Below are 21,563 nucleotides of genomic sequence, written 5' to 3'. Positions count from 1 at the left end.
CATCATCCGTCCGACAGGCCGCGGCTCCCGTAGACATCGAAACGCGGCGCACACAGACCGAAAGCGATCCTTGGTGCCCTCTCAACGCCGGGATCAGCCAGAGGTTTGAAATGGGGTAATTTCCCGGCAAGACCAGCCACGGCGGGTTCGAGACCGTGCAAACGAGGCTCACGCGCCACCCGATCGCGACACGCGGGCCAACCTGCATGCCCTCCGTCCAAGTCAAATCGCAAATCTCGTTGGCGTGGCAGCGGTGCGCATCGACAGCACCGAATGAGCGCGGGCTGTGGGGTGCAGGTGGGTCCGGGCCCTGATCTGGCACGCCTCGCGCCAGCGCACGCAAAACGGTGGCCAGGACATGCCAAGGCCGGTAACGTGTTGGTGAAGAGCCTTTTCAACACCGATCTCGCTTTCATGACCGGAGCCTATCGATGATTGTGCGCCCCATGTTTCCCTTGGCCTGTTCGCTGGCAGTGGGGCTGTTCTCGGCAACCGCCACGTCATCCGCCGCGCAAGACGCAGGGACAGTCGGCGCCGATCAGCTCGGCTTCTCGGTCCGCAACATGGACCAGAGTGTAGACCCGGCGGAAGACTTCTACCGCTACGCCGCCGGGGGCTGGCTCGAGCGCATCGACCGGCCGGAGAAACATCCGAAGTACAGCATCTTCACCATCACCGGCGAGATCGTGCAGGCGCAGGTGAACGAGATCTTCGCCCGCGCCGCTGCGGAGGCCGAGGGCGCACCCAAGGGCAGCCCGGCGCAGCTCGTGGGCGATTTCTACCGCGCCTACATGGATACCGAGGCGATCGACGCCCGCGGCATCACCCCGATCCAGGCCGAGCTCGACCGCATCGATGCCATGACCGGGCTGCCCGACCTCGTGCCGTTCCTCGTGCGCATGGACAGGATCGGCGGCCCCGGTGTCTTTCTCGGTTTCGGCCATACCGAGAGCATGCTCGACAACAGCCAGTACGAACTCGCCTTCGCAAGCGCCGGCTTCGCGATCAACCCGAACTTCGCGAGCGTGCTCGAAGAGCCCGATGACGGCGCCCGGCTGATTGCCTACCGGACCTTCTTCGCCGAAACGCTCATGGTGGCAGGCTACCCGCCAGGCGATGCCAGCCGCATCGCGCGCGCGTCCGTCCAGATCGAGCGGATCCTCTATAGCGGCGTGCTGTCGCCCGTCGAACGGGCCGATCCGCAGATGCGCTACAATCCCATGACACTGGCCGAGGTTCAGGCGCAGATCCCCGAGATCGACCTGTCCAAGCTGCTCGAGGCAGCAGGCTACCCCGAAGGGATCGAAGATGTCGTCCTTGCCTCCCCGCGTTACCTGCCGGTTCTCTCCGAACTGCTGCGCACGCGGCCGCTGGAGGAGATCAAGGACTATCTCAAGCTGCGGGTGATCCTGAGCTTCGCGCCGGTCATGTCGACCGAGTTCCAGAAGCCCAACCTGGCGTTCTCGAGCGCCCTGCTGGGCAGCGCGGTGCTGCCGCCGCGCGAGGAGAGCGCCTTCCAGCTCATCGCCGATGAGCTCGCGCATCCGCTGGGGCAGCTCTATGTCGAGGCCAACCTCTCCGACGAGGCGCGGGCCACCGCCGAAGAGATGTTCACCCGCATCAAGGCCGTGTTTGCCGAGCGCATTCCGATCCGCGACTGGCTGAGCGAGCGGACGCGTGTCCAGGCATCGGAAAAGCTCCGCGCGCTGACCGCGAAGATGGGCGGGCCGGAAGAGTGGATCGATTACTCCGGCGTCGAGATCGGCCCCGACCCCGTCGCCAACCTGATGGCGATCGCGGCCTTCGAGCATGCGCGCTACATGGCGAAATTCGGCGGCCCTGTGGTGCAGGAATCGTTCAACAGCGTGACGACCCGGCCCACCACCGTCAACGCCGCCTACAGCCCCGGCATCAACGGCTTCGAGGTGCCCGCGGCGATCCTACAGCCCCCCTTCTTCGAGCCGCAGAAGGACGCGGCGGTCTGGTTCTGCCGGATGGGCGCCATTCTCGGCCACGAAATGACCCATGGCTTCGACTCTATGGGACGGCAGTTCGATGCCAGCGGCAACCTGCGCGACTGGTGGACCGCGGAAGACGCGGCGCAGTTCGCTGCCAAGGCCGACCAGCTGATCGCGCAGGCCAACACTTACCAGATCGCGCCGGGGCTGATGGCCAACGGGCCGCTCGAGGTCGGCGAGAACATGGCGGATCTGGGCGGCATCACCCTCGCGCACGAGGCCCTGCTCGACTACCTCGAGGAGCACCCGCAAGAGAACGTCGAGATCGACGGCTTCACGCCCGAGCAGCGCTGCTTCCTGTCCTGGGCGCAGAACTGGACGTCGAAATCGACCGAGGCCTACGATCGCCTGCTGGTCGCGGGCGATCCGCACGCGCCGTCGCCCTACCGCGCAATTGCCGCCCTTCAGCACCTGCCGGCCTTCTACGAGGCCTTCGGCATCGAGGCAGGCGATCCAATGTGGCTGCCGCCCGAGGAAAGGATCACCGCCTGGTGATCCACCGGCCAAGGTCCGGGTCCGGGGCGCCCACCGCGCAGCGAGCCCGGGACAAATCGCACCAGTTTCGCGGCCCCGGGCACAATACGCGAACGCTCTGACGGCAATTGCGCCTTCCCTCCCTGACCTACCCACATCCTCCTGACGTTGCGGCAGGCAATCCATCTTCAGAGGTAGGGGAGGTTAGGAAGGATACATCATCCTCCTAGGTACCCTCTTCCTAGAGGAGTATTGTTTCTTCTTATGCTTACTAGGTTATTCATTACTAATACCTATTACCCCTAGGTATCCTCCCCCCTCCACCTCCTGCCTGACAGCCCAGAGGATCGCCTGACCTCACACGACAAACGCCCCCGTCATCATGCTCAGCGCATGCGGGAAACCGTCAGCAAAACAGGGGGCGATAGGTGGGGCACTTACGGGGGCATTTCTACCGCCCTCGGGCCGGAAGTCTCGTAACTTCGGTAGGTTAGGAGATATTGGCTGGGGCGGTAGGAAACCCAGCCCTCCGATACTCTTCTTCAGCTTACGTCCAGAGGTCCACAGAGTGGGGCATTTCTGGGGGCTTTCGGTCCAGATGGGGGCCAGTCCTGGAGGATGTTGACGCGCTCCTGTGCGGGCCTCTCTGGGGCTCTGGTGGGCAACAGGTGGGTAGGAAGTGTCGGGCAAAAAAATAGGGGATGAGACCCCCGCCCGAACACCCATGAGGATGCCCGGACGGGGAGAGGTTCAGGTGGTGGTTAGAGCTGTCATGCTGCCCTGGACTGAGGGTGTCCGCTGGTGGGGTTCGCGGGTGCCGGTGGGAAGGGGATGATCTTGGCTCCTGGTGCCTGCTGACAGTAGCCAGCCATCTCGTAGAAGATGACCTGCTTCCGGGCTCGGGTGATGGCGGTGTAGAGGAGCCGCTTGTGGTCCCTAGGGGAGAGCCTTGGGGGGCGCCGAAGGACCGTTTTGGTGTCGATGTACACGGTGTCTACCGAGCGGCCTTGGCTCTTATGCACGGTGGAGAGGGCTGAGAGCTCGAAGCTGTTGATGTTGTCCAGCAACTGTAGGACCTGAGCGGCCTCAGCGTGGGTGAGCTGGTCAACGTAGTGGAGTTGACGGATGTGTTCCTCTAACTCTTCGATCTCCCCACGGTTCTCGACGACGAACGCGACCCTCTCGTCACCGCAAAAGGTGAGCGTATATCCCGAGAGAGTGAGTTTCTGGTTTCGACTGGCGCAGGCGGGAACGTCGCACAGAACTTTCGTCTCGGGTTCAAGTTTGCTGATGGTGAATTGCTCGCCATTCTGGAACAGGCCGTCAGTCCGCTTGCTGATGACGTGATCGCCCGCGGCAAGCCGGTTATGGCCGAGTTGCCGTAACTTGCTTCGCAGCCTCCTCTGCCTTTTGTTGCTGTAAGTTACCGCCAACAAGCTCTCCCGCTCCGCATAGCCAGAAGTTAGCTGTTCCATCCAAGTTTGCCCGGACAGGACTTGTGTGCTGGGTCGCGAGTACAAGATGGGCAGATCGTCGTCGGGGGCTTCCTCGATCGCCCGGCGAAGCAGCTCACCGAGCCGGTAGATGTCGCTGTCCTCCGGGAAGCGCAAGCTGGCCTTCATCGTGATGGTTTCGAATTCTTGCTCCGCGATCACTTCGCGGTCTCTAACCGGAGGGAGCTGAAAGAGATCACCGGTGTAGACAACAGGCAGGTTGAACTCGCGAGCGTAGGCTTCGATGGCGCCAAATTGAAACGAACCAACTAAGGAGCACTCGTCCACGATGATGATGTCCGCCTTGGAGAAGACGCTGGTATTGCGCTTATGGTTCTGCTTCGCGCGGCTGCGGGCGTCTTGCGCAGGTCTGTAGGTCTCACGCCACCGAAGATCGCTACCGAGATAGCGCCGCCAGCCGATCGCGCTATGAATGGTCATCACGTGATGACGCGTGTCTCCGAGCTCACCCGCTAGGACGGAGCGTGCAACGTGGGTCGGCGTGAGGAAGAGAGCTTTCAGCCCTTCCACCGAGCGCGCGATGGCGAAGGTCTTGCCGGAGCCAGCTCTACCAGAGACCACAAGCCGGTCTCCTTGCTGCATGGCTCGGATGCGTTGTGCTACGTGTTGCTGTTCTTGATTCAGTTGGTGCATGCGCACTCCTTCTCGGCGCGGTGCCAGCCTTAGAGGCCGTCGCGCAAATGGATTGACGTTTGGGAAGGTGAGGTCGGGAAGATCGTCAAATTCGACCTGCTCAAAGGGGTCGGATTTCGCGTGTGCTATCCCTGTAGCGTCCCCTAATTTTAAGCTATTGAAACTAAACAATGCAATTTAAGGTTGCTTTTCACTTGATGTATACACCCACGATCCGCCCGAGCGCCAAGAAGGCACCCGGACGGGTCTTGTTTTAGGAAGGGGGCACCTTCGTCAGCACATACTCAGCGAGCCACTCCCAGTAGTGCTCAGCATCCCTGAAGCCCTGGCACCTTGCTGCAAGGTCCTCAGCCTCACGACGAGAAAGGCCGCCATCGAATTCAGCGATAGCGGCCCTCTCTTCGTACTCGTAGATGTCTGGGAAGACTGTCATGGGACGCACCCCTCTGGCAGTCTGATCTGATCCACGATGTTCCTCTTCTGCTCGTCGGAGATACCGGCGGAGTAGATGCCGTAGGTGATGCCGTTCTCCGATCGGGCTGACTTGTGCCCAACGATGCTGGCAGTGAAGTGCTCAGGCACGCCCGTTCGCTCGCACTGGGTGATGAACCACTTCCGGGAGGAGTGGAAAACCAGCCCTGGACGTTCGAGGCCCAGCTTCTTCCGCATGACTGCGAACCGCTTGGTGATGTCGTTCACCGTAAGAGTGGGGAACAACGGGCCAGCAGAGGGAAGGTCCGTGAGCACCGGCTGAAGGGCCGAATGCATGGGCACCATCCTTTCTGCGGACGCTGTCTTCAGCAGCCGTTGCTGGTTCGGTCGGACATGGAAGAACCAACCGAGGTTCCCCTTCGAACGGAGGTCATCCCGAAGAAGCCCAGCAGCCTCCCCAGCACGCATCCCTGACAGCAGGCAGATCAGCAGCACCTTGTCGATGACAGGGTCTCGCCAGCCTAGGAGCTTCTGCACCTCGGCATCCGTGAGGACCGCGTAAGGCTTCGGCTGTACCTTGGCCTCGAAGCGCACAGAGATGAAGGGATTGCTGTCCACCTCCGCTTCGTAGACGCACCAATCGAGCCAGTGGTTCACCTGAGACCATATCCGGCGCTGGGTGCGACCGCTGATCCTGGCACTGCCCTTTCGGGACCACGTCACCAAGGCATCCAAGGAGAGCCCGCGAGTGTGCTCTGACTTACCGACATAGGGGCTGAGCCCCGAGATCAGCGAGAGGAAGAGACGCCCCTCGGCCCTGGACAGCTCGGTCAGCTTCAAGTCGCCGAACTTCGACTGGAAGAGTTCCAGAGAATACCGGACACTCTTGAAGCCACCGTGTCTGAGTTGGCCCTGCCGCAACATGAGGTACCGCCTCACGCTGTTCTCGACGGTGGGGCTGATCCGTTCATCCTCTACGTAGCTGCTTGGCTCAACGCATAGAAGAGCGGCCCGGAGCTTCGCGAGAGCGGCCTCTGTGGGCCTAGCCCAGTCCCCGCTGCCTGCTCGGCTGACCGGCAGAGCTGAGGCCCCAGAAATGGCCGCCTGGACCATCTCGTCGTAGCGGGCATTCACCTCGGCAGCCCGTTGGCGACCGACCTTGACGTCGCCAGTCTTCAGGGACTGCTTCAGTGCTTGCTGCCCGAGCAGGGACAGCGACTTCCTTGGGATAGTTCCGCCTGTAAAGCCAAGTCTGGCCCTTGAGATAGGCATAGCGAATTCGAGCAGACATGCGTCTGTTCCTTTCGTTTGACGATGTAAGGGGGGTTAGCGGATGACCCGGAGGATCATCTCGAAGTCCGGCTCGCCGTATTCGCCAGCCAGCGGCCCAGTTCGGGAGTAGCCGCCTACGCAGTCCTCGAAGACTTCCTGCACCTCGAACTCGTGCTCAGGGATGTCATCGAAGGCGCAGATCACGACCAGTGTGCCGGGCGTAAACTGCCGGGCTTGCTCTTCATCCACCGGCATCAGCCCAACCTCCGAAGAAGGATGTCAGGCAGCAGCGCTCCGAGCATGAGGCCGAGAGGAAGTGGGAATGCCAGCGGCGAGAGCCACCCTGGAAGGAGGGCCAAAAGTAAAAGCCCGCCAGTGATCACCGGCGGGACTGACAGGGTAAGGCCGAACCTGATCTGTAGGGCTCTGCTGAGCAGCGCTCGAAGCACTGCGCCTGCTGCCACGAGCAGGATGAAGGTTGTCGACATCTATACATCTCCAAAATGGTTTCTTTGTATAGATGCTGAATTTTCCTCAGTTACTTTCCGGGTTCCACATTGTTCCCTCCAGAGCGCATGCAATTCTTTTTTCCATCACGTAACTGGAGTCGTCCGAGCGGAATGCGTCCACCACGCCGTGGTTTGGCAAAAATAGATAGGTAAACGTTGAATGGTCAATCAAAGAGTAACTCTGACCTTCGTCATACCTATGGTAGTAAACTCTAAAGGATTCGGTAGCATCCTTGATTTGACGCTCCGTGCCAGTTAAAGTAATTGTAGAATCTCGATAGTCAATATTAGAAAAATATTCCTTCAATGACTGAGGCGTATCACGTATCGAATCTATGGAGATGTAGATATTCAGAACATCGATACCCGACCCCGCAAGATTTTCCCTAACTTCAACATTTCGGAACGCATCACTTATTCCAGCCTCTGGAGACGCTGAGTAGCCGAAAAATATTAACGCTGGTCGATCAATTATCTCTGCCGCGCCCCTAAGCTCTCCGGATTCATCTTGCAGAGTGAAGCTTGCGTCCGGAAGCTTCGGACGATTTTCGCTACGGCACTGAGCGTTACGTTCTTCGCGTACGCGATCCGCATCTTCTTCTTGACTTTTTTCGATTTGATAAAGGATTGCGAGGCCAGAAAGCGCATCTAGCGTATCCATCGGCTCGACGTGGAGGCCAGCGGTATCGAGTTCCCTTTCGGCCTCTTCTATCATCATCTGTGATCCATTGCAAAACGCCTCAACATTGAAGTCTTCTCCACCGAGCTTTAGCCTCGCCTGAACCACGGGGCCGCGTTCGTCTAGTATTTCCCCGGTAAAGGAGAATGGCATGATGTTTGCGAGAATCGCCGCCTGGGAGTAAAATATTTGGAGACTTAGTTCGCAGTCATTTTCATATGGCACATCATCTGACTTCGATAGGCGCGAACGAATATCACGAACAGCTTCTGTTGCTTCAATTACGGCCCGACCGCGATCTCTTGAGAGGTCCTCAATCAAGTCATTAAAGTCGGCAGCCATAGCATGGCTCGCGAAAGAAGATGACAATAAGCCAATACATGCAGATAAAGTTCGCATTCGAGACCCTTTGAACAGTTGGTGCGCTGTTTGTACTCTAGATTTTCCTCCTGCAGCCAGCACCTGGCGCCTCTAGGGGCGCGGCAGTTGCAATTCAGCCCCAGTCCAGGGCAGCATGACAGCTCTAACCACCACCTGAACCTCTCCCCGTCCGGGCATCCTCATGGGTGTTCGGGCGGGGGTCTCATCCCCTATTTTTTTGCCCGACACTTCCTACCCACCTGTTGCCCACCAGAGCCCCAGAGAGGCCCGCACAGGAGCGCGTCAACATCCTCCAGGACTGGCCCCCATCTGGACCGAAAGCCCCCAGAAATGCCCCACTCTGTGGACCTCTGGATGTAAGCTGAAGAAGATTATCGGAGGGCTGGGTTTCCTACCGCCCCAGCCAATATCTCCTAACATACCGAAGTTACGAGACTTCCGGCCCGAGGGCGGTAGAAATGCCCCCGTAAGTGCCCCACCTTCCGCCCCCTAATTCTCCAATGTTCTTCTGCTTGCAGGCAGCATGATGTCAGGCGCCTCGAGCTGTGCGCTCAGGCGTCTCCAGCTGTGTCTGGTTAGGGGAAGAGGAGGATACAGGAGGGAGGTAATAGGTATTAGTAATGGATAAAGCAGGAAGGATGCGGAGAAGGAGGGTCTCCCGGATAGAGGAGGCCTAGGAAGAGCATGATGTATCCTGATACCCCTACTTACCCCTGATGATCATGACGCCCTTAAGGAAGGAAGATGAAGGGGGAGAGGGTCTCTCAGAGCAATAGGTATCAGTAATGGATGGATGACTAGAAGGTCCGAGGAGGAGAAGAGCCCCCTAGTGAGGGATGCCTGGGAAGAGGATGCATGCTCCTTGTCCCCTACCTACCCTGATAGGTATGGAGCCCCCCCCCCCCTGGAGGTCAGGATGCTGTGAGTAAGTTAGGCATCAAGCAGTAATAGGTATTAGTAGTGGATAAAGAAAGTAGGATTCAGACCTCTCCTGTTGATAATTAATGAATTAAAATAAATACTTACTAACATCTTCAAGTCCTCTTCCGGGTTACTAGATAGGTCCTACCTGACCCTGACGAAGAGCCCCTATGCCCCCTATCCAGAACCCCCGCTACTCCCGCCCCCTCGATGTTCATCGTTGGTCTGACCACCCTGAGGTGAAGGGGATGGTGGATGACCTCTGGGACGGGGGCTTGAAGGAGCGCTTCGAGGGGAAGAAGAGCGTGGATGGGAGGGCTAAGCCAGGGCCGAAGCCGAAGGCAGATCATAAGGTCTGTCCGGGGCACTTTGCCGCTGCTGGTACGGCAGGACAGCGCGCAGAGCTGCCGGTCTAGCTGGGGACAGAGGTGAACGCCAGGTCGAGCGCCCATCACTCATTGATCGAGCAGTACGTTGATTTCGATGCGGCTCCACTCAATTCAAGTATGCTGTGAATTTGAACGGCTCCGATCCGCGACCGGAACCGCTTAGTATGCTCAACTCTCAAAATTGAAACATCATGTGGACAACATGAAAGTCCTACCCGAAGAATGAGGAGATAAAAGCTTCCGAAAAGCTTTCGGTTCGAATATAATCTCGAATTTGTTCTCGCGTTTTAGCCGGAGAGTTCTTAATCATCTTGTCTAGGTGCGTTGAGACTGCCTCGATATGTTGGGAGTATTTGTCATTGTCTAGAATTTCCCCCATTACGAGCTTGTGCACTTTGGACCTCTTGGCGTGCGATGCGTCGAGGATGTTCGCATTGCTCCAATGTTTTCGCATGAGGGCGAAAAGAACGTAGAACTTATAAATCACGCGAGAGCGCTCGACACGAGACGTACGAACAAGGTAGTCAAATTTATAGAGCGCCAATGCTGCCATGTGATACAATTCAACGCTGTGATCGTCCTGAAAGATTCTACCGGAGAACTCTTTTCTAATCCCCCGATGATCACGCGCCGCGCGATGTGGCTGAAAGAAAAACATCGCAGCAGCTACCTTCATTAGATCGGAAGGGCGCATAATCCTTGTTCTCTCAATGGACACCTCTCTATACTGATTATCCCGACGCTCGATAAGAATTCTGGATTCTCCGTCTTGAGCAGCGCAGTATTCCTCCAAGTCCTTCATGAACGGCAACAACGCCCAAAATTGATCCTCGCGCACTTCATTTTGCTTATTGGTCCCAACAATAATTTTAGCAACAAAGTCCGGATCAGAGCTTCCAATAATCCTCAAGGGCACACAGATTTTATCCGAGTTATCTGAGACATAGCTGAGTATGTTGGTTGTTTGGCAGCCATTTACAATCTGATAGTCCTCGATAGTAAAGCTATCCCCCTTCCGAGAGATACTCTTCGCAACAACTGTGATTCCGTTGTTTTTAAAAACAAAAGATGAAAAATCTCCTGCCTTCAATTCTGCAATAATTGATTTATTTATCTCAGATGACGGGTTAAAGTCCCTTACATTGTCGTAGAACAGAGTTCTGTTGACAAACCTTGTGCCAGTCGAATCTGGCTCTCCAAGTGCCATCTCCAGTATTTGATCTGCAGTAACATAACCAATATATGCTTCCTCGACATTCTCGTGCGCCGGCATCGTGATTGCCTTTGGGAAGTTCACGATCGCAGATGAAGAATTTGTTGCAGCACGGAAGGCGCTCTGTATATCTTTAGCGCCCAGACATTCAATGGTGACGGAATCGAATACGTTTAAAGCTTCGAGACGGGCTTTCCCACTGTCTATCAGCTTTTTGATTGGGGCGGAGACCTCCCCTGATCCCGTCGTGCAATAATAGCATCGCAGCTCGGGGTTGGATCGAGTAGCAGCTGCGAAAACCGCGTCTCGCGCTTCCGAGAGCTGATGTATTTGCTCTCCCTCGAGCAGCTTCATGTCGGTAAAGAAATCATATACGGCGTCCAGAAATTTCGCCACATCACCATAATCCATACTGCTAGATGTCTTGGATTGATACATGTGGAATGCAGCAGCATGATTTTTCCCAACCGACAAAACGGAAGCCGCCTCATCAGCATCTACACAAAGCGCTCCCTGCACAAGTATTGCGATGCCATCCAGTCCGAATTCCTTTCCTTTCAGATGAGCGCGAAATGGATCCACGTTTTCTCCAAGAATTCCATTTTCAACAGCGAAAATAGACATGACCTCGAAGAAGTCTTCATCCGTACCATTCTCAGTCGAGTTGGCACTTTTGAAATCAGATAGCTGCGCACGCACGATTGGATTCATCGACATTAAATTTCGCCTGGACTAGATGTACACTTTGGCTCCTTAGCACCACGGAATGACCTGATCCACAGAGAATTTGGTCATAGCTTCAATCCTGTTGCACTAATGCTCAACCCGCGGCCTGCGCAACAAATTAGGCAAGTGAATGCGCCGCTATCCCTTTCTGCAACCGATCCCTGGTCAAGAATGGCCCGGTATTGGCCTGGTCGGTCGTCGTGACTATGCCGATGGACTGCTTTGGGCTTGGTACATTGGCGCGGTGCGTCTGGCTTGAATGACCGCTCAGGGCTGACCCTTGACGCCCTTCACGATCGGCGCGCGCCAAAGTTAGGCTGAGGCAAAGCTAGTCGCGACACTTTCAACAGCCACCTCACCAGCGCCGCGACGGCGGAGACTCACCACTCCCCGTTATGCATCGCCAACAACTCTTCCTCCGTCCAATCCTCCGGGGAAAAATCCTTGCCGGTTCTCATCTCATACGCCTTCATGCGGTTGGTGTACCCTGCGCTGGGGCGTGCGATCCTACGCAAGTCGACATACTCCCGCAGTTCCTCACTGGAGACGTCGGAATATTCCGGTCGATCCGGGAGCTTGATCGAAGTTGGCAGTTCAAACCCGGTCGTAGCCCTGGAGGCTTGCGCCATAGTGTTACGCAAGGCATCTACATAGAAGTGATCGATGATGTAGCTGTCATGAACTGAGAGAACCGGGACCTTCCTCTGCGTAAAGGAACTCAAGATTACCTCAGTGATTTGACTGTCCTTGTACATGAGCCTGATCCCTTGGTCCGAGAACACAGCGTCGCGCAGAGGCGGGTTCCGGCCAAGGAACGCCTTAAGCAACTCATCGAGCTCATCGTTGTTCATTTTCTTGGCAGGGTCACCTGTCGGGAAGGCGTCCCGAAAGGCTGAGTAGGCAGACTTCCGATCCTTGGCATTGATGGCCGTGAGGGCCAATCGCTTGACCATAGGGCGGAGGTTGCCTCCGTAGAGTTCCAGCATTTCCCCTTGGATGTCGTAGGGGTCATGCTCCATCGCGAGACCTGCTTCCGCGTACAGCATCGCCACGTGCAACCCCTTGAAGTCGACCTCCACCGTTGGCTGGTTATTGATCGCGATCTGGGACCTCCAGTCCTCGCCAATGCGTTGCCACCACCCTCCGTAGTAGCGCCCTCCCATCTCCCAGCTCTCCCGATTGAAGATGCGACGTGTGCGACTGTAGTCCGCCCCGATGCGAACATTGGTCTCCGGCTTGGCTCGGTCGAAGGCGAGAACCGGCTCCTCAAGGCTGGGTATGTCAGCGAAGCAGGACGCAATCAGGAGATTGTAAGCTCGGAGATCATCCCGCATGCGGATCGTCGTCTCTGTATCTTCGTACTCGACTTTCCGTCCGCCTTTTCGGGCATTGTCTAGCTTTTCCCCCTTGGTCTTGAGGATGATGACTTCTTCATCTTCGGCGCGACCGATATCCCGATGACTGAAGCCAACCTCGCTGAAGATATCCCAGAGCTCTTCAGACGCCCTGATCCGGGTTGTTCGGTTCGTTGGCGCTCCCGGCTCCGCGTAACTTCCTGGCGCCACATCGATGAAGCCCTTCTTCTCCAGAGCCTCCATGACCTTGATGATGCTCTTCGAGAGATGGAGGGCGTTATAGCGCGACCCAGCTTTCCAGGAGTTCACGTTCTTCGAGATGCCTACGCAGAGCACCGGGTCCTCCAGCCAAGCCACATAGAGGTCCAGGATCAGCACCCTCAGCATGACCTTATGATCTGCCTTCGGCTTCGGCCCTGGCTTAGCCCTCCCATCCACGCTCTTCTTCCCCTCGAAGCGCTCCTTCAAGCCCCCGTCCCAGAGGTCATCCACCATCCCCTTCACCTCAGGGTGGTCAGACCAACGATGAACATCGAGGGGGCGGGAGTAGCGGGGGTTCTGGATAGGGGGCATAGGGGCTCTTCGTCAGGGTCAGGTAGGACCTATCTAGTAACCCGGAAGAGGACTTGAAGATGTTAGTAAGTATTTATTTTAATTCATTAATTATCAACAGGAGAGGTCTGAATCCTACTTTCTTTATCCACTACTAATACCTATTACTGCTTGATGCCTAACTTACTCACAGCATCCTGACCTCCAGGGGGGGGGCTCCATACCTATCAGGGTAGGTAGGGGACAAGGAGCATGCATCCTCTTCCCAGGCATCCCTCACTAGGGGGCTCTTCTCCTCCTCGGACCTTCTAGTCATCCATCCATTACTGATACCTATTGCTCTGAGAGACCCTCTCCCCCTTCATCTTCCTTCCTTAAGGGCGTCATGATCATCAGGGGTAAGTAGGGGTATCAGGATACATCATGCTCTTCCTAGGCCTCCTCTATCCGGGAGACCCTCCTTCTCCGCATCCTTCCTGCTTTATCCATTACTAATACCTATTACCTCCCTCCTGTATCCTCCTCTTCCCCTAACCAGACACAGCTGGAGACGCCTGAGCGCACAGCTCGAGGCGCCTGACATCATGCTGCCTGCAAGCAGAAGAACATTGGAGAATTAGGGGGCGGAAGGTGGGGCACTTACGGGGGCATTTCTACCGCCCTCGGGCCGGAAGTCTCGTAACTTCGGTATGTTAGGAGATATTGGCTGGGGCGGTAGGATTCGAACCTACGGTGCGCGGTACCAAAAACCGGTGCCTTACCACTTGGCTACGCCCCAACCGTGGCGCGGGATTTACGCCAGCCTCCGGGAGGGCGCAACCCCCTTCTGAAAAAAATCTCTGACTTTTTGACCTCACCTCGCGGAACCCCTGCCGGCTCCCCCGATATCCTCCGCCGAGGCCCGCCGATCGCTGCCTTCCGGCGCCGAGGTGGCCGCGTGAAAGGCGAAGCGACCACGCCCCGCGCGCTTGGCCGCGTAGAGCGCAACATCGGACTCCTCGAGCAACTCCTCGGCGCCGCGTGGCGCGCCGCAGCCCGGGGTGTTCAGGGCAATTCCGATGCTTGCCGAGATTCGCACCTGCGCGCCCGCCTCCGTCGAACCGAAGGCGGTCGGGGCTTCGAGCCGCGCGATGAGACGCTCCGCGAGTTCGCACAGGCGCGCCCCGTCGGTCAGCCCGGAGACGATGATGACGAATTCGTCGCCGCCGATCCGCGCCACCATGTCGTCCTCCCGGGTCAGGTCGAGCATGAGCGCCGCGACGCCAGCCAGCACCCTGTCGCCGGCGCCATGGCCGAGCGTGTCGTTCACCTGCTTGAAGTAATCGAGGTCGACATGCATCACCGCGAAGCTGGCCCCGCGTCGCAGCAGGTCCGTCATGGCCCGGGTCAGCGCCCGCCGGTTGCGCAGCCCGGTGAGCGGATCGGTGAAAGCCCGCTCTTCCGCAGCGAGCATCGCCCCGCGCAGGCGCCGGTTGAGCGTGCGCGAGGCCTCCATGGCCGCGGATTTCGCTTCGACGAGGTAGAGCATGTCGATCGCGAGGTCGGTTGCCGCAAAATCGCTGCTGGTGAGCGCATGATCGCGCACCGCCTCCACGAGGCCGAGGCCGAAGGAGAGATCGAGAATCGCACCACCTTCGGCATCTGGCATGGCAAGGCCGCGAAGACTGTCCCCCTGCCCGACCAGCCGCAGCTGCAGGCGGCGGCCGGCAAGCGACAGAAGGTCCGGCAGGTCACGAACCTGGCGCGGGCGGAAAATGTCGAAAAGCTCGGAGAAATGCAGGCCTACGCGCTTCTGGCCGGCGAGCACCCGAAGCAGCGTCGGCCCCATGGCCTGCACCCGCCCCCCGGCATCAAGGCGGGCGTGCATGGGGCAGAGCGCCTCGAGCGTCGCCTGGGGCAGCGCGAGCGGGGTCATGGCCGCCCTGCGCCATGCGCCCCAAGCTCGAAGGCGCGCCCCTTGGTATAGGCGGTCTCGACCACGGTGATCTCGATCAGCTCGTCCTCGTCCGGGCCGCTGGCCAGTTCAAGAAGGATCAATGCGCCGTAGTCATCGGCCATGGCTCGCACCACTCCGGCGAGCACGTGCGAATAGCCCCGGCTGGTCGGGCCGCTGCAACGGCAGACGAGGGTGAAACGGCGCGGCGTGGCCTCGGTCAGCTCCAGCGGCGGCAGGTCGAGATCGGGCACCGCCAGCCGGGCGCGGCCGGGAAGCTCTTCGAGCGAGTGCAGAAAATCGATGAAGTCCTCGCCGCCGTAGCGCATCAGACGGCGCAGCCTTTCGTTGTTGGGATGGGTCATCAGGTAGGTCCCGATATCCTCGAGCATCGCGGCGCGCGGCTTGCCCAACTCGGTCTCGGCTTGGGTCAGAACCAGACCGATGAGCTGCGCCTCGTAGTCGAGCATGGCCTCGAACTCGGGCAGTTCGAGCCTTGCGGCGTCGGCGATGCTGCGCCAGCGATCCTGCCCGTAGGTGTCCTGCACGAAGCACTGCAGCGTGCGCGCGACCAGTCCATGCATGCGCCGTCCCATCCTGAGCGCCCTCGCCCTTGTGCGGGTCGCCTATGCGCCGCCGCGTCCCATGTGCCCGCTCAGTGCCAGCTCAGTGCCCACTCACGCCATTCCGCTCTGCGCGTCAGGCCCCCTGTTTCAGCTCTTCCGTGTCGCGGGCGAACGGCCCTCATCCCGCTTGGAGCCGTGCAGGCGACAAGCCACGAGTCCCGCGCTGACGGGTCATGCTACCGCAGGGGCATTAAGACTTCCGCAAAGAGTAAAATGCAGATGAAAAGGGCCGGATCACGCAACCACGGCGCCGAGCCAGTCCGGCAGGTGGCCGATGTCGGGCAGAATTACATCCGCGAGGTGACGCAGTTCCTCCGCCTCGGCGGGGCCGGTCAGCACGCCGACGGTCTTCATCCCCGCCGCGCGTCCAGCCTGCAGGTCGTGGGTGCTGTCGCCGACCATGACCACCTTTGCGGGCGGCATGCCGAGCGCCGCGGCGAAGGCGAGCAGCGGCGCGGGCGAGGGTTTGGCCCCATGGCCGCTGTCGAACCCGGCGACAAACTCGAAGCGGTCGCCGACCCTGACCTGCGCGAGATGGGCATGGGCGACGGCCTCGTTGTCATTGGTCATCACCCCTAGCCGCAGCCCCGCGCCGCGCAGCCTGTCCAGCAGCGGCGCCAGCGGCACCGCCTCGGCAAGCGGCGCGCGGGCGGCCGCTTCCGACAGGACGCCCTCGATGGCCTCGGGATCGCGTCGGCCAAGAGCTCGGGCCAGGCATTGCGCCGCCTCGCGGCTGGTGCCGGCGATCACCGGGCTGTCCTTGAGAAAGCCGCCGCTGCCGAGATCGAAGCGGAGCTCGCGGGCCATGGCCTCGACCAGCGCGGCATCGCCCCCGGCAAGCTGCTGCATGACCCCTTGCGCCCAGGCACTCCAGGTGCGGGCGAAGTCGAAGAGGGTGCCGTCCTTGTCGAAGAGCACCGCCTCGGCGCGCAAGCGGGGCATGGGGCTCATGTCCAATGGACCTCGCCGCCGCCGGGCAGGTGCTGGCGCGCCTGGAAGGGCAGGTCGTAGGACAGGCCCGCCTCGTCGCAGAACCCGCGCACCCAGGCATCGTCCATCAGCAGGAAATCGAGCACGCCGCCCTGGAATCCCGGATCCGAAAGGTTGTTGCGGAAATCCTCCGCCGAGGCGCCTGTCGCCCCGAGGAACACCGGCAGCAGCTCGTCATTCGCTGCCAGCCAGGCCACCGCCTGCAGCCCGATCAGCTCGGCCTCGTCACGCCCCACCATCTTCGTCCGTCCTCGCATTTCGAAAGGCTTTGTTAACCGTTTTTCATAAAGACTGAGCGGGCAAACGGATGCAAGCCTGCGCAAAAGCAGCGCCCGGGTGGCGCGCCGGAGCGAGAGGCGCCGAGAGGGCCCCGGTCTGGCGTCGGGGCGGCTTCGAGGCCGCTTCGGGATGGCTTCAGGGCGGAACGGCAACGGTACGAAATCTGGCATAGGGGGCAGAAAGACGCATGGCAGGACGCATACTCATCGTCGAGGGCACCGCGAGCCATCGTATCCTGCTGCGCGCCCGGCTGACTTCGGCCTTCTACGAGGTTCTGGTCGCCGAGACAGGCGGCGAGGCGCTGGCGATGATCGATGAGTCCCGCCCGGATCTCGTGCTCGCCGCCACCGAACTGCCTGACATGTGCGGCAGCGGCTTCTGCACGCGCCTGCGCGCCCTGCCCGACCAGGCCGACACCCCGCTCGTGCTGCTCACCGAGGACGATCTGGTCGACGAACGGCTGGCGCTGCTCGCCGTCGGCGCGGATGATGTGATCGCCCGCGCGGTCGAAGACATCCTGCTGCTCGCGCGGCTGCGCAGCCTGCTGCGCCGCGCCCGCGCGCAGGACCAGATGGAGCTGCGCACCGATGCCAAGCGCGCGCTCGGCCTGTCCGAGGCGCCGCGCAGCTTCCAGAGGCCCGCGCGTGTCGCGCTGGTTTCGCTCGATCCGGCGCTCGGGCTCGACACCATCGCGGCGCGGCTGCGGGTGGGAATCGGTGCGCAGGTCGAGCTTTCGGCCGCGGGAACGCTGCTGCAAAGCCAAGCCATCTCGGCCGAGGCCGTGGTGCTGATCGATACCGGGGGCGAGCCGGGCGCCGGACTCGCGCTGCTCTCGCAGCTGCGCACCGCCCGCGCACAGCACCATGCGGTGCTGGTCTACGTCACCGACAAGGGACGGGACGAGATGGCGGCGCGGGCGCTTGACCTCGGTGCCGACGAGGTGCTGCACAATGGGCCTGAGGCGCTCGAGCTCGCGCTCCGCCTGCCGCGGCTGATCGGCCGCAGTCGCCGCGCGAAGCGGCACCGCGCCGCGCTTCGCAACGGGCTGCGCGCGGCGATGGTCGACCCGCTTACCGGGCTCTACAACCGCCGCTATGCGCTGCCCGAGGTCGCCCGCATGGCGCAACAGGCGGCGCGGTGCGGACAGCCGCTGGCGCTGCTCGTCGCGGATCTCGACCACTTCAAGAAGGTGAACGATCGCTGGGGCCATGCCGTGGGCGACCAGGTTCTGGTTGCCACGGCGCAGCGGCTCACCGCGGGGCGACGCGCGCAGGATCTCGTGGCCCGGCTCGGCGGAGAGGAATTCCTCATCGCCTTGCCCGGCGCGGACATCGACTCCGCCGCCGCCGCCGCGCGGCTGCTCTGCGAGGAGGTGGCGCAGCTGTCTCTGCCCATGCCCCGCCTCAGGGCCGGACGCCCGTCGCTCTTCTCGCCGACGATCAGCATCGGAATCGCGCTGATGGACGCGGGCGGGGAAGCCGTGGAAACCGCCCTGCTGCGCGCCGATGGCGCGCTCTACGCGGCCAAGCACGCCGGGCGCAACCGCACCCATGTGGCGCCCCCCGCTGCTTTTCCGCACGCCTTCGGGGCGCTGCGCGGCGCCTGAGGCGCAACCCGGTTCAGCGCAACGGCACGCCCCTCGGACCGCGGCCCGGGGGCGCGCCCCGGCACCCCGACGCGCAGCTGCCCGGCGCAGGGGGCCGCCTCAGTTGCGTGGTTTGCGCGGCGGCAGACGCTTCGCGAGTTCGTCCAGCTTCGCCTCGAGCCGGTCTGCATAGGCGGCGCGGGCCTCGGGCGAGAGCGCCGAGACATAGTCCACCAGCACCTGCTGCCCCATCTTCTGCCGCTCGGCGGCACGGGCGTCCTGCGCGCTCAGCACCTCAGTGAAGGCCGCGCTGTCGAAGGGGTCGGCGCGCAGCAGCGACAGCGCGCTGCGATAATCGCCAAAGGGCGCCGGGCGCGGCCGATCCCCCTGCTTGCGCTCGAAAGACCGGAAGAGCTTGCGCCCCAGCTCGCGCCGCTGGTCCTGCGAGAAGGACTCGGTATAGGGGGTGATGAAGTCGCGCCCGCGTGGCGGGCCACCATGCTCGGGCCGCCCGTGCCACAGCAGGCCGCCCGCCACAACGCCGACCACCGCGAGGTTCAGCGCCAGCGAGGTCAGCAGCAACCAGCGCATCCAGCCCGGCGCGCGCGCGGGCTTCGGTGCCGCGGAGGGCCGACCCTTGTTCGGCCCGGGCATCTGGGAGTTGTCCTGCGTCATTATCAAAGTCCCAACATCGCGTAGTCGAAGCCGCTCGCCGGATCGAGGGCCGAGAGCTGGCTGCTGCTGTCCAAGGTGATCAGCGCGGTCATCGTCTCCGGCGAGGCGATGCCGATCCAGACCCCCGTTGCGCAGGCCGCGACGAGCCCGACCACCGCCGGCCAGCCGCCGAAGGCGCGCAGCGCCTCGCGCCAGCCGGCGCGGCGACGGGGGGCCGGTGCGGCGGTCCCGGCCGGACGCGCTGCGGGCTGCTCGGCGCGCGCTAGCGCCTCCATTCGGGCCATCCAGTCGCCGGACGGCACCGGGGCGTTCTGCCGCTCTGCCTCGAACAAGGACGCCAGTGTGCCCTCTTCCTTCCTGCGCTGATCAGTCATCGTCATACCCCAGCTCTGCGCGCCGCCCGGCCAGCAGGCCCTCCAGCGCCTTGCGTCCCCGCGCCGTGAGACTTTCCACCGCGCGCACGCCCAAGTCCATGATCCCGGCGATCTCCGGGTTCGAAAGTCCCTCGAGGTGCCGCAGTACAACGGCCTGCCTTTGCCGCGCGGGCAACGCGTTCAGCGCCTCCTGCAGGGCGCCCACCCGGGCACGCCCCTGCAAGGTCGCCTCGGCACCCGGCGCGGGATCGGCGGGCTCGGCAATGTCATCGATGTCCACCGCGCCGCCGCGGCGCTTGCGCAGGCGGTCGATGCAGAGGTTCGACACCACCCGGTAGAGCCAGGTCGAGACCTTTGCCTCGCCCTCGCGCCATCCCGGTGCCGCCCGCCAGAGCCGCAGCAATGCCTCCTGCGCCACGTCCTCGGCCTCGGCCCTGTCGCCAAGCATGCGATGCGCATGGCCGAAGGCGCGCGGACCCAGACGCTGCACCAGCGTGCCCGCCGCGGCCTGCTCGCCCGCGGCGTAGGCCGCGAGCAAGGCCTCGTCGCTTTCGCCGTTCATCGCGTCATAGGGCATCCGGTCCATCCTCTTGCGCTAGCCCGAAGTGCCGGACCGCGCAAGGACAGGGCCGAAGCGACGGCCCTGCCCTCGGCCCATCAGTACTGCCAGAAGTCCCGCATGATGTCGCCGCGCGGGCCATGCCCGTCCCGCGGTCCGCGCTTCATGCCCGGGCCGCCGTGAACCCCGCCCCGCTCCCCATGCCATTGCCGGTGGTCATCCTCGTGGCGCATTCTCCGGTCACCCTCTTGGCCTTCGCCCATGCCGCGCTGCGCGTGGCGCATCGGAGCGGCAGCGGCCAGCTCGTCCTGGCTCACCTGGCCGTCCTCATCGGCGTCAAAGCGGTCGAAGAAGCCCATCGGGCCCTGCGCCTGCATCTCGTCGAGGGTCAGCTTGCCGTCCTTGTCGGCGTCGAAGCGCTCGAGCATGCGCTCTTGCATGCGCGCCTTGCGCATCTCCAGCCGCTGCGCCTCGCGGGCGGCCTTGCGAAGGTCGGCAAAGGCGATCAGTTCGTCACCCTCGAGCGTCCCGTTGCCATCCGCATCGGCCCCGGCATAGGCCTCGGCAAAGCCCGCGGCGGGGCCATGCGCCGCGAATTCCTCGCGGCTGATCGAGCCATCTCCGTCGGTGTCGAAGGTTTCGAACATCCGCGTCATCGGCGCCGGGCGGTCACCCCGCGGGCCCATCGGCTTGGCGTCGCTTGCAGCAAGGGCAAGGCTCGCCGAGCCCAGAACCACGAGGGCGGCACCGGTCATCAGTTTGGTCATGCGGGTCATCGCTGCGATCTCCTCATTGCATCGCGTCTCTTGCCGGCGGCGTGTCTGCCGTCCGATCACAATCTTTCACGCGGCAGCCGGACGCTTCCGTCGCACCTCTGAAAGATTTTTTCGGCGGCCTGATTTCCAGGAGACCTGTCGCGGCGCGGCGGCGGCAAAACCTGTATCCGCCAGACCCCTTTGCGACATCCCGCCGCTGCGCGCTCCTGTCCTCTTTAAATGAGGCCGGGCTTGCGCCACCTTTGGGGAATGACTTCCAAGGTGCATCCCATGACCGACATGTCTCCGGAGCGCGAGACCGAGCGCGAGACCTGGCCCGCCGTCTGGCGCGGCTTCCGCTGCCGCTGCCCCAATTGCGGCAACGGCCCGATCCTGCGCTCCTATCTCAAGGTGCGCGACCATTGCCCGGTCTGCCGCGAAGAGCTCTACCACCACCGCGCCGACGACGGCCCAGCTTATCTGACCATCCTCATCGTCGGCCACATCATGGCGCCCTCGCTGCTCTGGGTTTTCACCACATGGCGGCCCGAGCCGCTGATCCTGATCACCATCTTCCTTATTGGCTGCATCGGGCTTTCCCTCTACCTTCTGCCCAGACTGAAGGGGGCGATCGTCGGCTTCCAGTGGGCGCGCGAGATGCACGGCTTCGCGCGCGCCCACTGAAACCGGGCGCCTCCCCCGCAGGGCATAGAAAAGAC

General features: G+C 61.5%; 18 protein-coding genes and 1 tRNA gene. 3 read left to right on the top strand and 16 right to left on the bottom strand.

Features of this window, described 5'->3' with window-relative positions:
* Window positions 1-431 precede the first annotated feature (431 nt).
* Window positions 432-2,513 (top strand): M13 family metallopeptidase, encoded by a 2,082-nt coding sequence (locus CEW88_RS04495; RefSeq protein WP_108964874.1) that lies wholly within the window; start codon window positions 432-434, stop codon window positions 2,511-2,513.
* 749 nt (window positions 2,514-3,262) lie between these two features.
* Here the strand turns inward: CEW88_RS04495 and CEW88_RS04490 are convergent.
* The 12 genes from CEW88_RS04490 to CEW88_RS04425 all read right to left on the bottom strand — a co-directional run bounded on the left by CEW88_RS04490 (window position 3,263) and on the right by CEW88_RS04425 (window position 16,856).
* A complete protein-coding gene (locus tag CEW88_RS04490; protein ID WP_108964873.1) occupies window positions 3,263-4,639 on the bottom strand; it encodes an ATP-dependent DNA helicase in 1,377 nt (458 codons plus the stop codon).
* Window positions 4,640-4,892: 253 nt separating this feature from the next.
* Window positions 4,893-5,072 (bottom strand): hypothetical protein, encoded by a 180-nt coding sequence (locus CEW88_RS04485; protein WP_108964872.1) that lies wholly within the window; start codon window positions 5,070-5,072, stop codon window positions 4,893-4,895.
* Entirely contained in the window at window positions 5,069-6,343 is a 1,275-nt protein-coding gene (locus tag CEW88_RS04480; RefSeq protein WP_254694434.1) for a tyrosine-type recombinase/integrase, read from the bottom strand. The genes CEW88_RS04485 and CEW88_RS04480 overlap by 4 nt, the downstream gene beginning before the upstream one ends.
* A 54-nt stretch (window positions 6,344-6,397) precedes the next feature.
* Window positions 6,398-6,598 (bottom strand): hypothetical protein, encoded by a 201-nt coding sequence (locus tag CEW88_RS04475; protein ID WP_108964871.1) that lies wholly within the window; start codon window positions 6,596-6,598, stop codon window positions 6,398-6,400.
* A gap of 279 nt (window positions 6,599-6,877) precedes the next feature.
* Window positions 6,878-7,873: an SCO family protein gene (locus CEW88_RS04465; RefSeq protein ID WP_159099554.1), complete on the bottom strand. Its 996-nt coding sequence runs from the start codon at window positions 7,871-7,873 to the stop codon at window positions 6,878-6,880.
* 1,560 nt (window positions 7,874-9,433) lie between these two features.
* Window positions 9,434-11,152, bottom strand: coding sequence for an AIPR family protein (locus CEW88_RS04455; protein ID WP_108964867.1), 1,719 nt, complete (start codon window positions 11,150-11,152; stop codon window positions 9,434-9,436).
* Window positions 11,153-11,541: 389 nt separating this feature from the next.
* The gene (locus tag CEW88_RS04450) at window positions 11,542-13,011 is read right to left on the bottom strand and encodes a hypothetical protein (protein ID WP_159099553.1); all 1,470 of its coding nucleotides are present in this window, start codon (window positions 13,009-13,011) and stop codon (window positions 11,542-11,544) included.
* A gap of 760 nt (window positions 13,012-13,771) precedes the next feature.
* Window positions 13,772-13,846: transfer RNA gene (locus CEW88_RS04445), tRNA-Gln, on the bottom strand.
* Between the two features lie 75 nt (window positions 13,847-13,921).
* Window positions 13,922-14,983 carry a GGDEF domain-containing protein gene (locus CEW88_RS04440; protein ID WP_108964865.1) on the bottom strand — a complete coding sequence of 354 codons (1,062 nt, stop codon included), beginning with the start codon at window positions 14,981-14,983 and terminating at the stop codon, window positions 13,922-13,924.
* Window positions 14,980-15,585: a heme NO-binding domain-containing protein gene (locus CEW88_RS04435; RefSeq protein ID WP_108964864.1), complete on the bottom strand. Its 606-nt coding sequence runs from the start codon at window positions 15,583-15,585 to the stop codon at window positions 14,980-14,982. Before CEW88_RS04435 ends, CEW88_RS04440 begins: the two co-directional genes overlap by 4 nt.
* Before the next feature lie 276 nt (window positions 15,586-15,861).
* Complete coding sequence (locus tag CEW88_RS04430) at window positions 15,862-16,578, bottom strand: HAD family hydrolase (protein WP_254694433.1); 717 nt, start codon at window positions 16,576-16,578, stop codon at window positions 15,862-15,864.
* Window positions 16,575-16,856, bottom strand: a complete 282-nt coding sequence (locus tag CEW88_RS04425) for a DUF3572 domain-containing protein (protein ID WP_108964862.1) — start codon at window positions 16,854-16,856, stop codon at window positions 16,575-16,577. The genes CEW88_RS04430 and CEW88_RS04425 overlap by 4 nt, the downstream gene beginning before the upstream one ends.
* 227 nt (window positions 16,857-17,083) lie before the next feature.
* Here CEW88_RS04425 and CEW88_RS04420 point away from each other — a divergent pair, with 227 nt between their 5' ends.
* Window positions 17,084-18,502, top strand: a complete 1,419-nt coding sequence (locus tag CEW88_RS04420; RefSeq protein WP_108964861.1) for a diguanylate cyclase — start codon at window positions 17,084-17,086, stop codon at window positions 18,500-18,502.
* A gap of 99 nt (window positions 18,503-18,601) precedes the next feature.
* On the opposite strand, the gene CEW88_RS04415 is transcribed toward CEW88_RS04420, so the two are convergent.
* The 4 genes from CEW88_RS04415 to CEW88_RS04400 all read right to left on the bottom strand — a co-directional run bounded on the left by CEW88_RS04415 (window position 18,602) and on the right by CEW88_RS04400 (window position 20,865).
* The gene (locus CEW88_RS04415; protein WP_254694432.1) at window positions 18,602-19,156 is read right to left on the bottom strand and encodes a periplasmic heavy metal sensor; all 555 of its coding nucleotides are present in this window, start codon (window positions 19,154-19,156) and stop codon (window positions 18,602-18,604) included.
* 2 nt (window positions 19,157-19,158) lie between these two features.
* A complete protein-coding gene (locus CEW88_RS04410) occupies window positions 19,159-19,536 on the bottom strand; it encodes a hypothetical protein (RefSeq protein ID WP_108964859.1) in 378 nt (125 codons plus the stop codon).
* The gene (locus CEW88_RS04405; protein WP_108964858.1) at window positions 19,523-20,107 is read right to left on the bottom strand and encodes an RNA polymerase sigma factor; all 585 of its coding nucleotides are present in this window, start codon (window positions 20,105-20,107) and stop codon (window positions 19,523-19,525) included. The genes CEW88_RS04410 and CEW88_RS04405 overlap by 14 nt, the downstream gene beginning before the upstream one ends.
* An 80-nt stretch (window positions 20,108-20,187) precedes the next feature.
* Window positions 20,188-20,865, bottom strand: a complete 678-nt coding sequence (locus tag CEW88_RS04400) for an EF-hand domain-containing protein (protein WP_254694431.1) — start codon at window positions 20,863-20,865, stop codon at window positions 20,188-20,190.
* A gap of 270 nt (window positions 20,866-21,135) precedes the next feature.
* Between CEW88_RS04400 and CEW88_RS04395 the strand changes: the two genes are divergently transcribed.
* On the top strand, window positions 21,136-21,528 hold the full coding sequence (locus tag CEW88_RS04395) for a DUF983 domain-containing protein (RefSeq protein ID WP_108967536.1): 393 nt from the start codon (window positions 21,136-21,138) through the stop codon (window positions 21,526-21,528).
* Window positions 21,529-21,563: the final 35 nt, after the last annotated feature.

The organism is Alloyangia pacifica, from assembly GCF_003111685.1.
Taxonomy (GTDB): Bacteria; Pseudomonadota; Alphaproteobacteria; order Rhodobacterales; family Rhodobacteraceae; genus Salipiger; species Salipiger pacificus_A.
The sequence above is the reverse complement of the archived record's forward strand: the minus strand, read 5'-3'. Positions and strand labels throughout refer to the sequence as shown.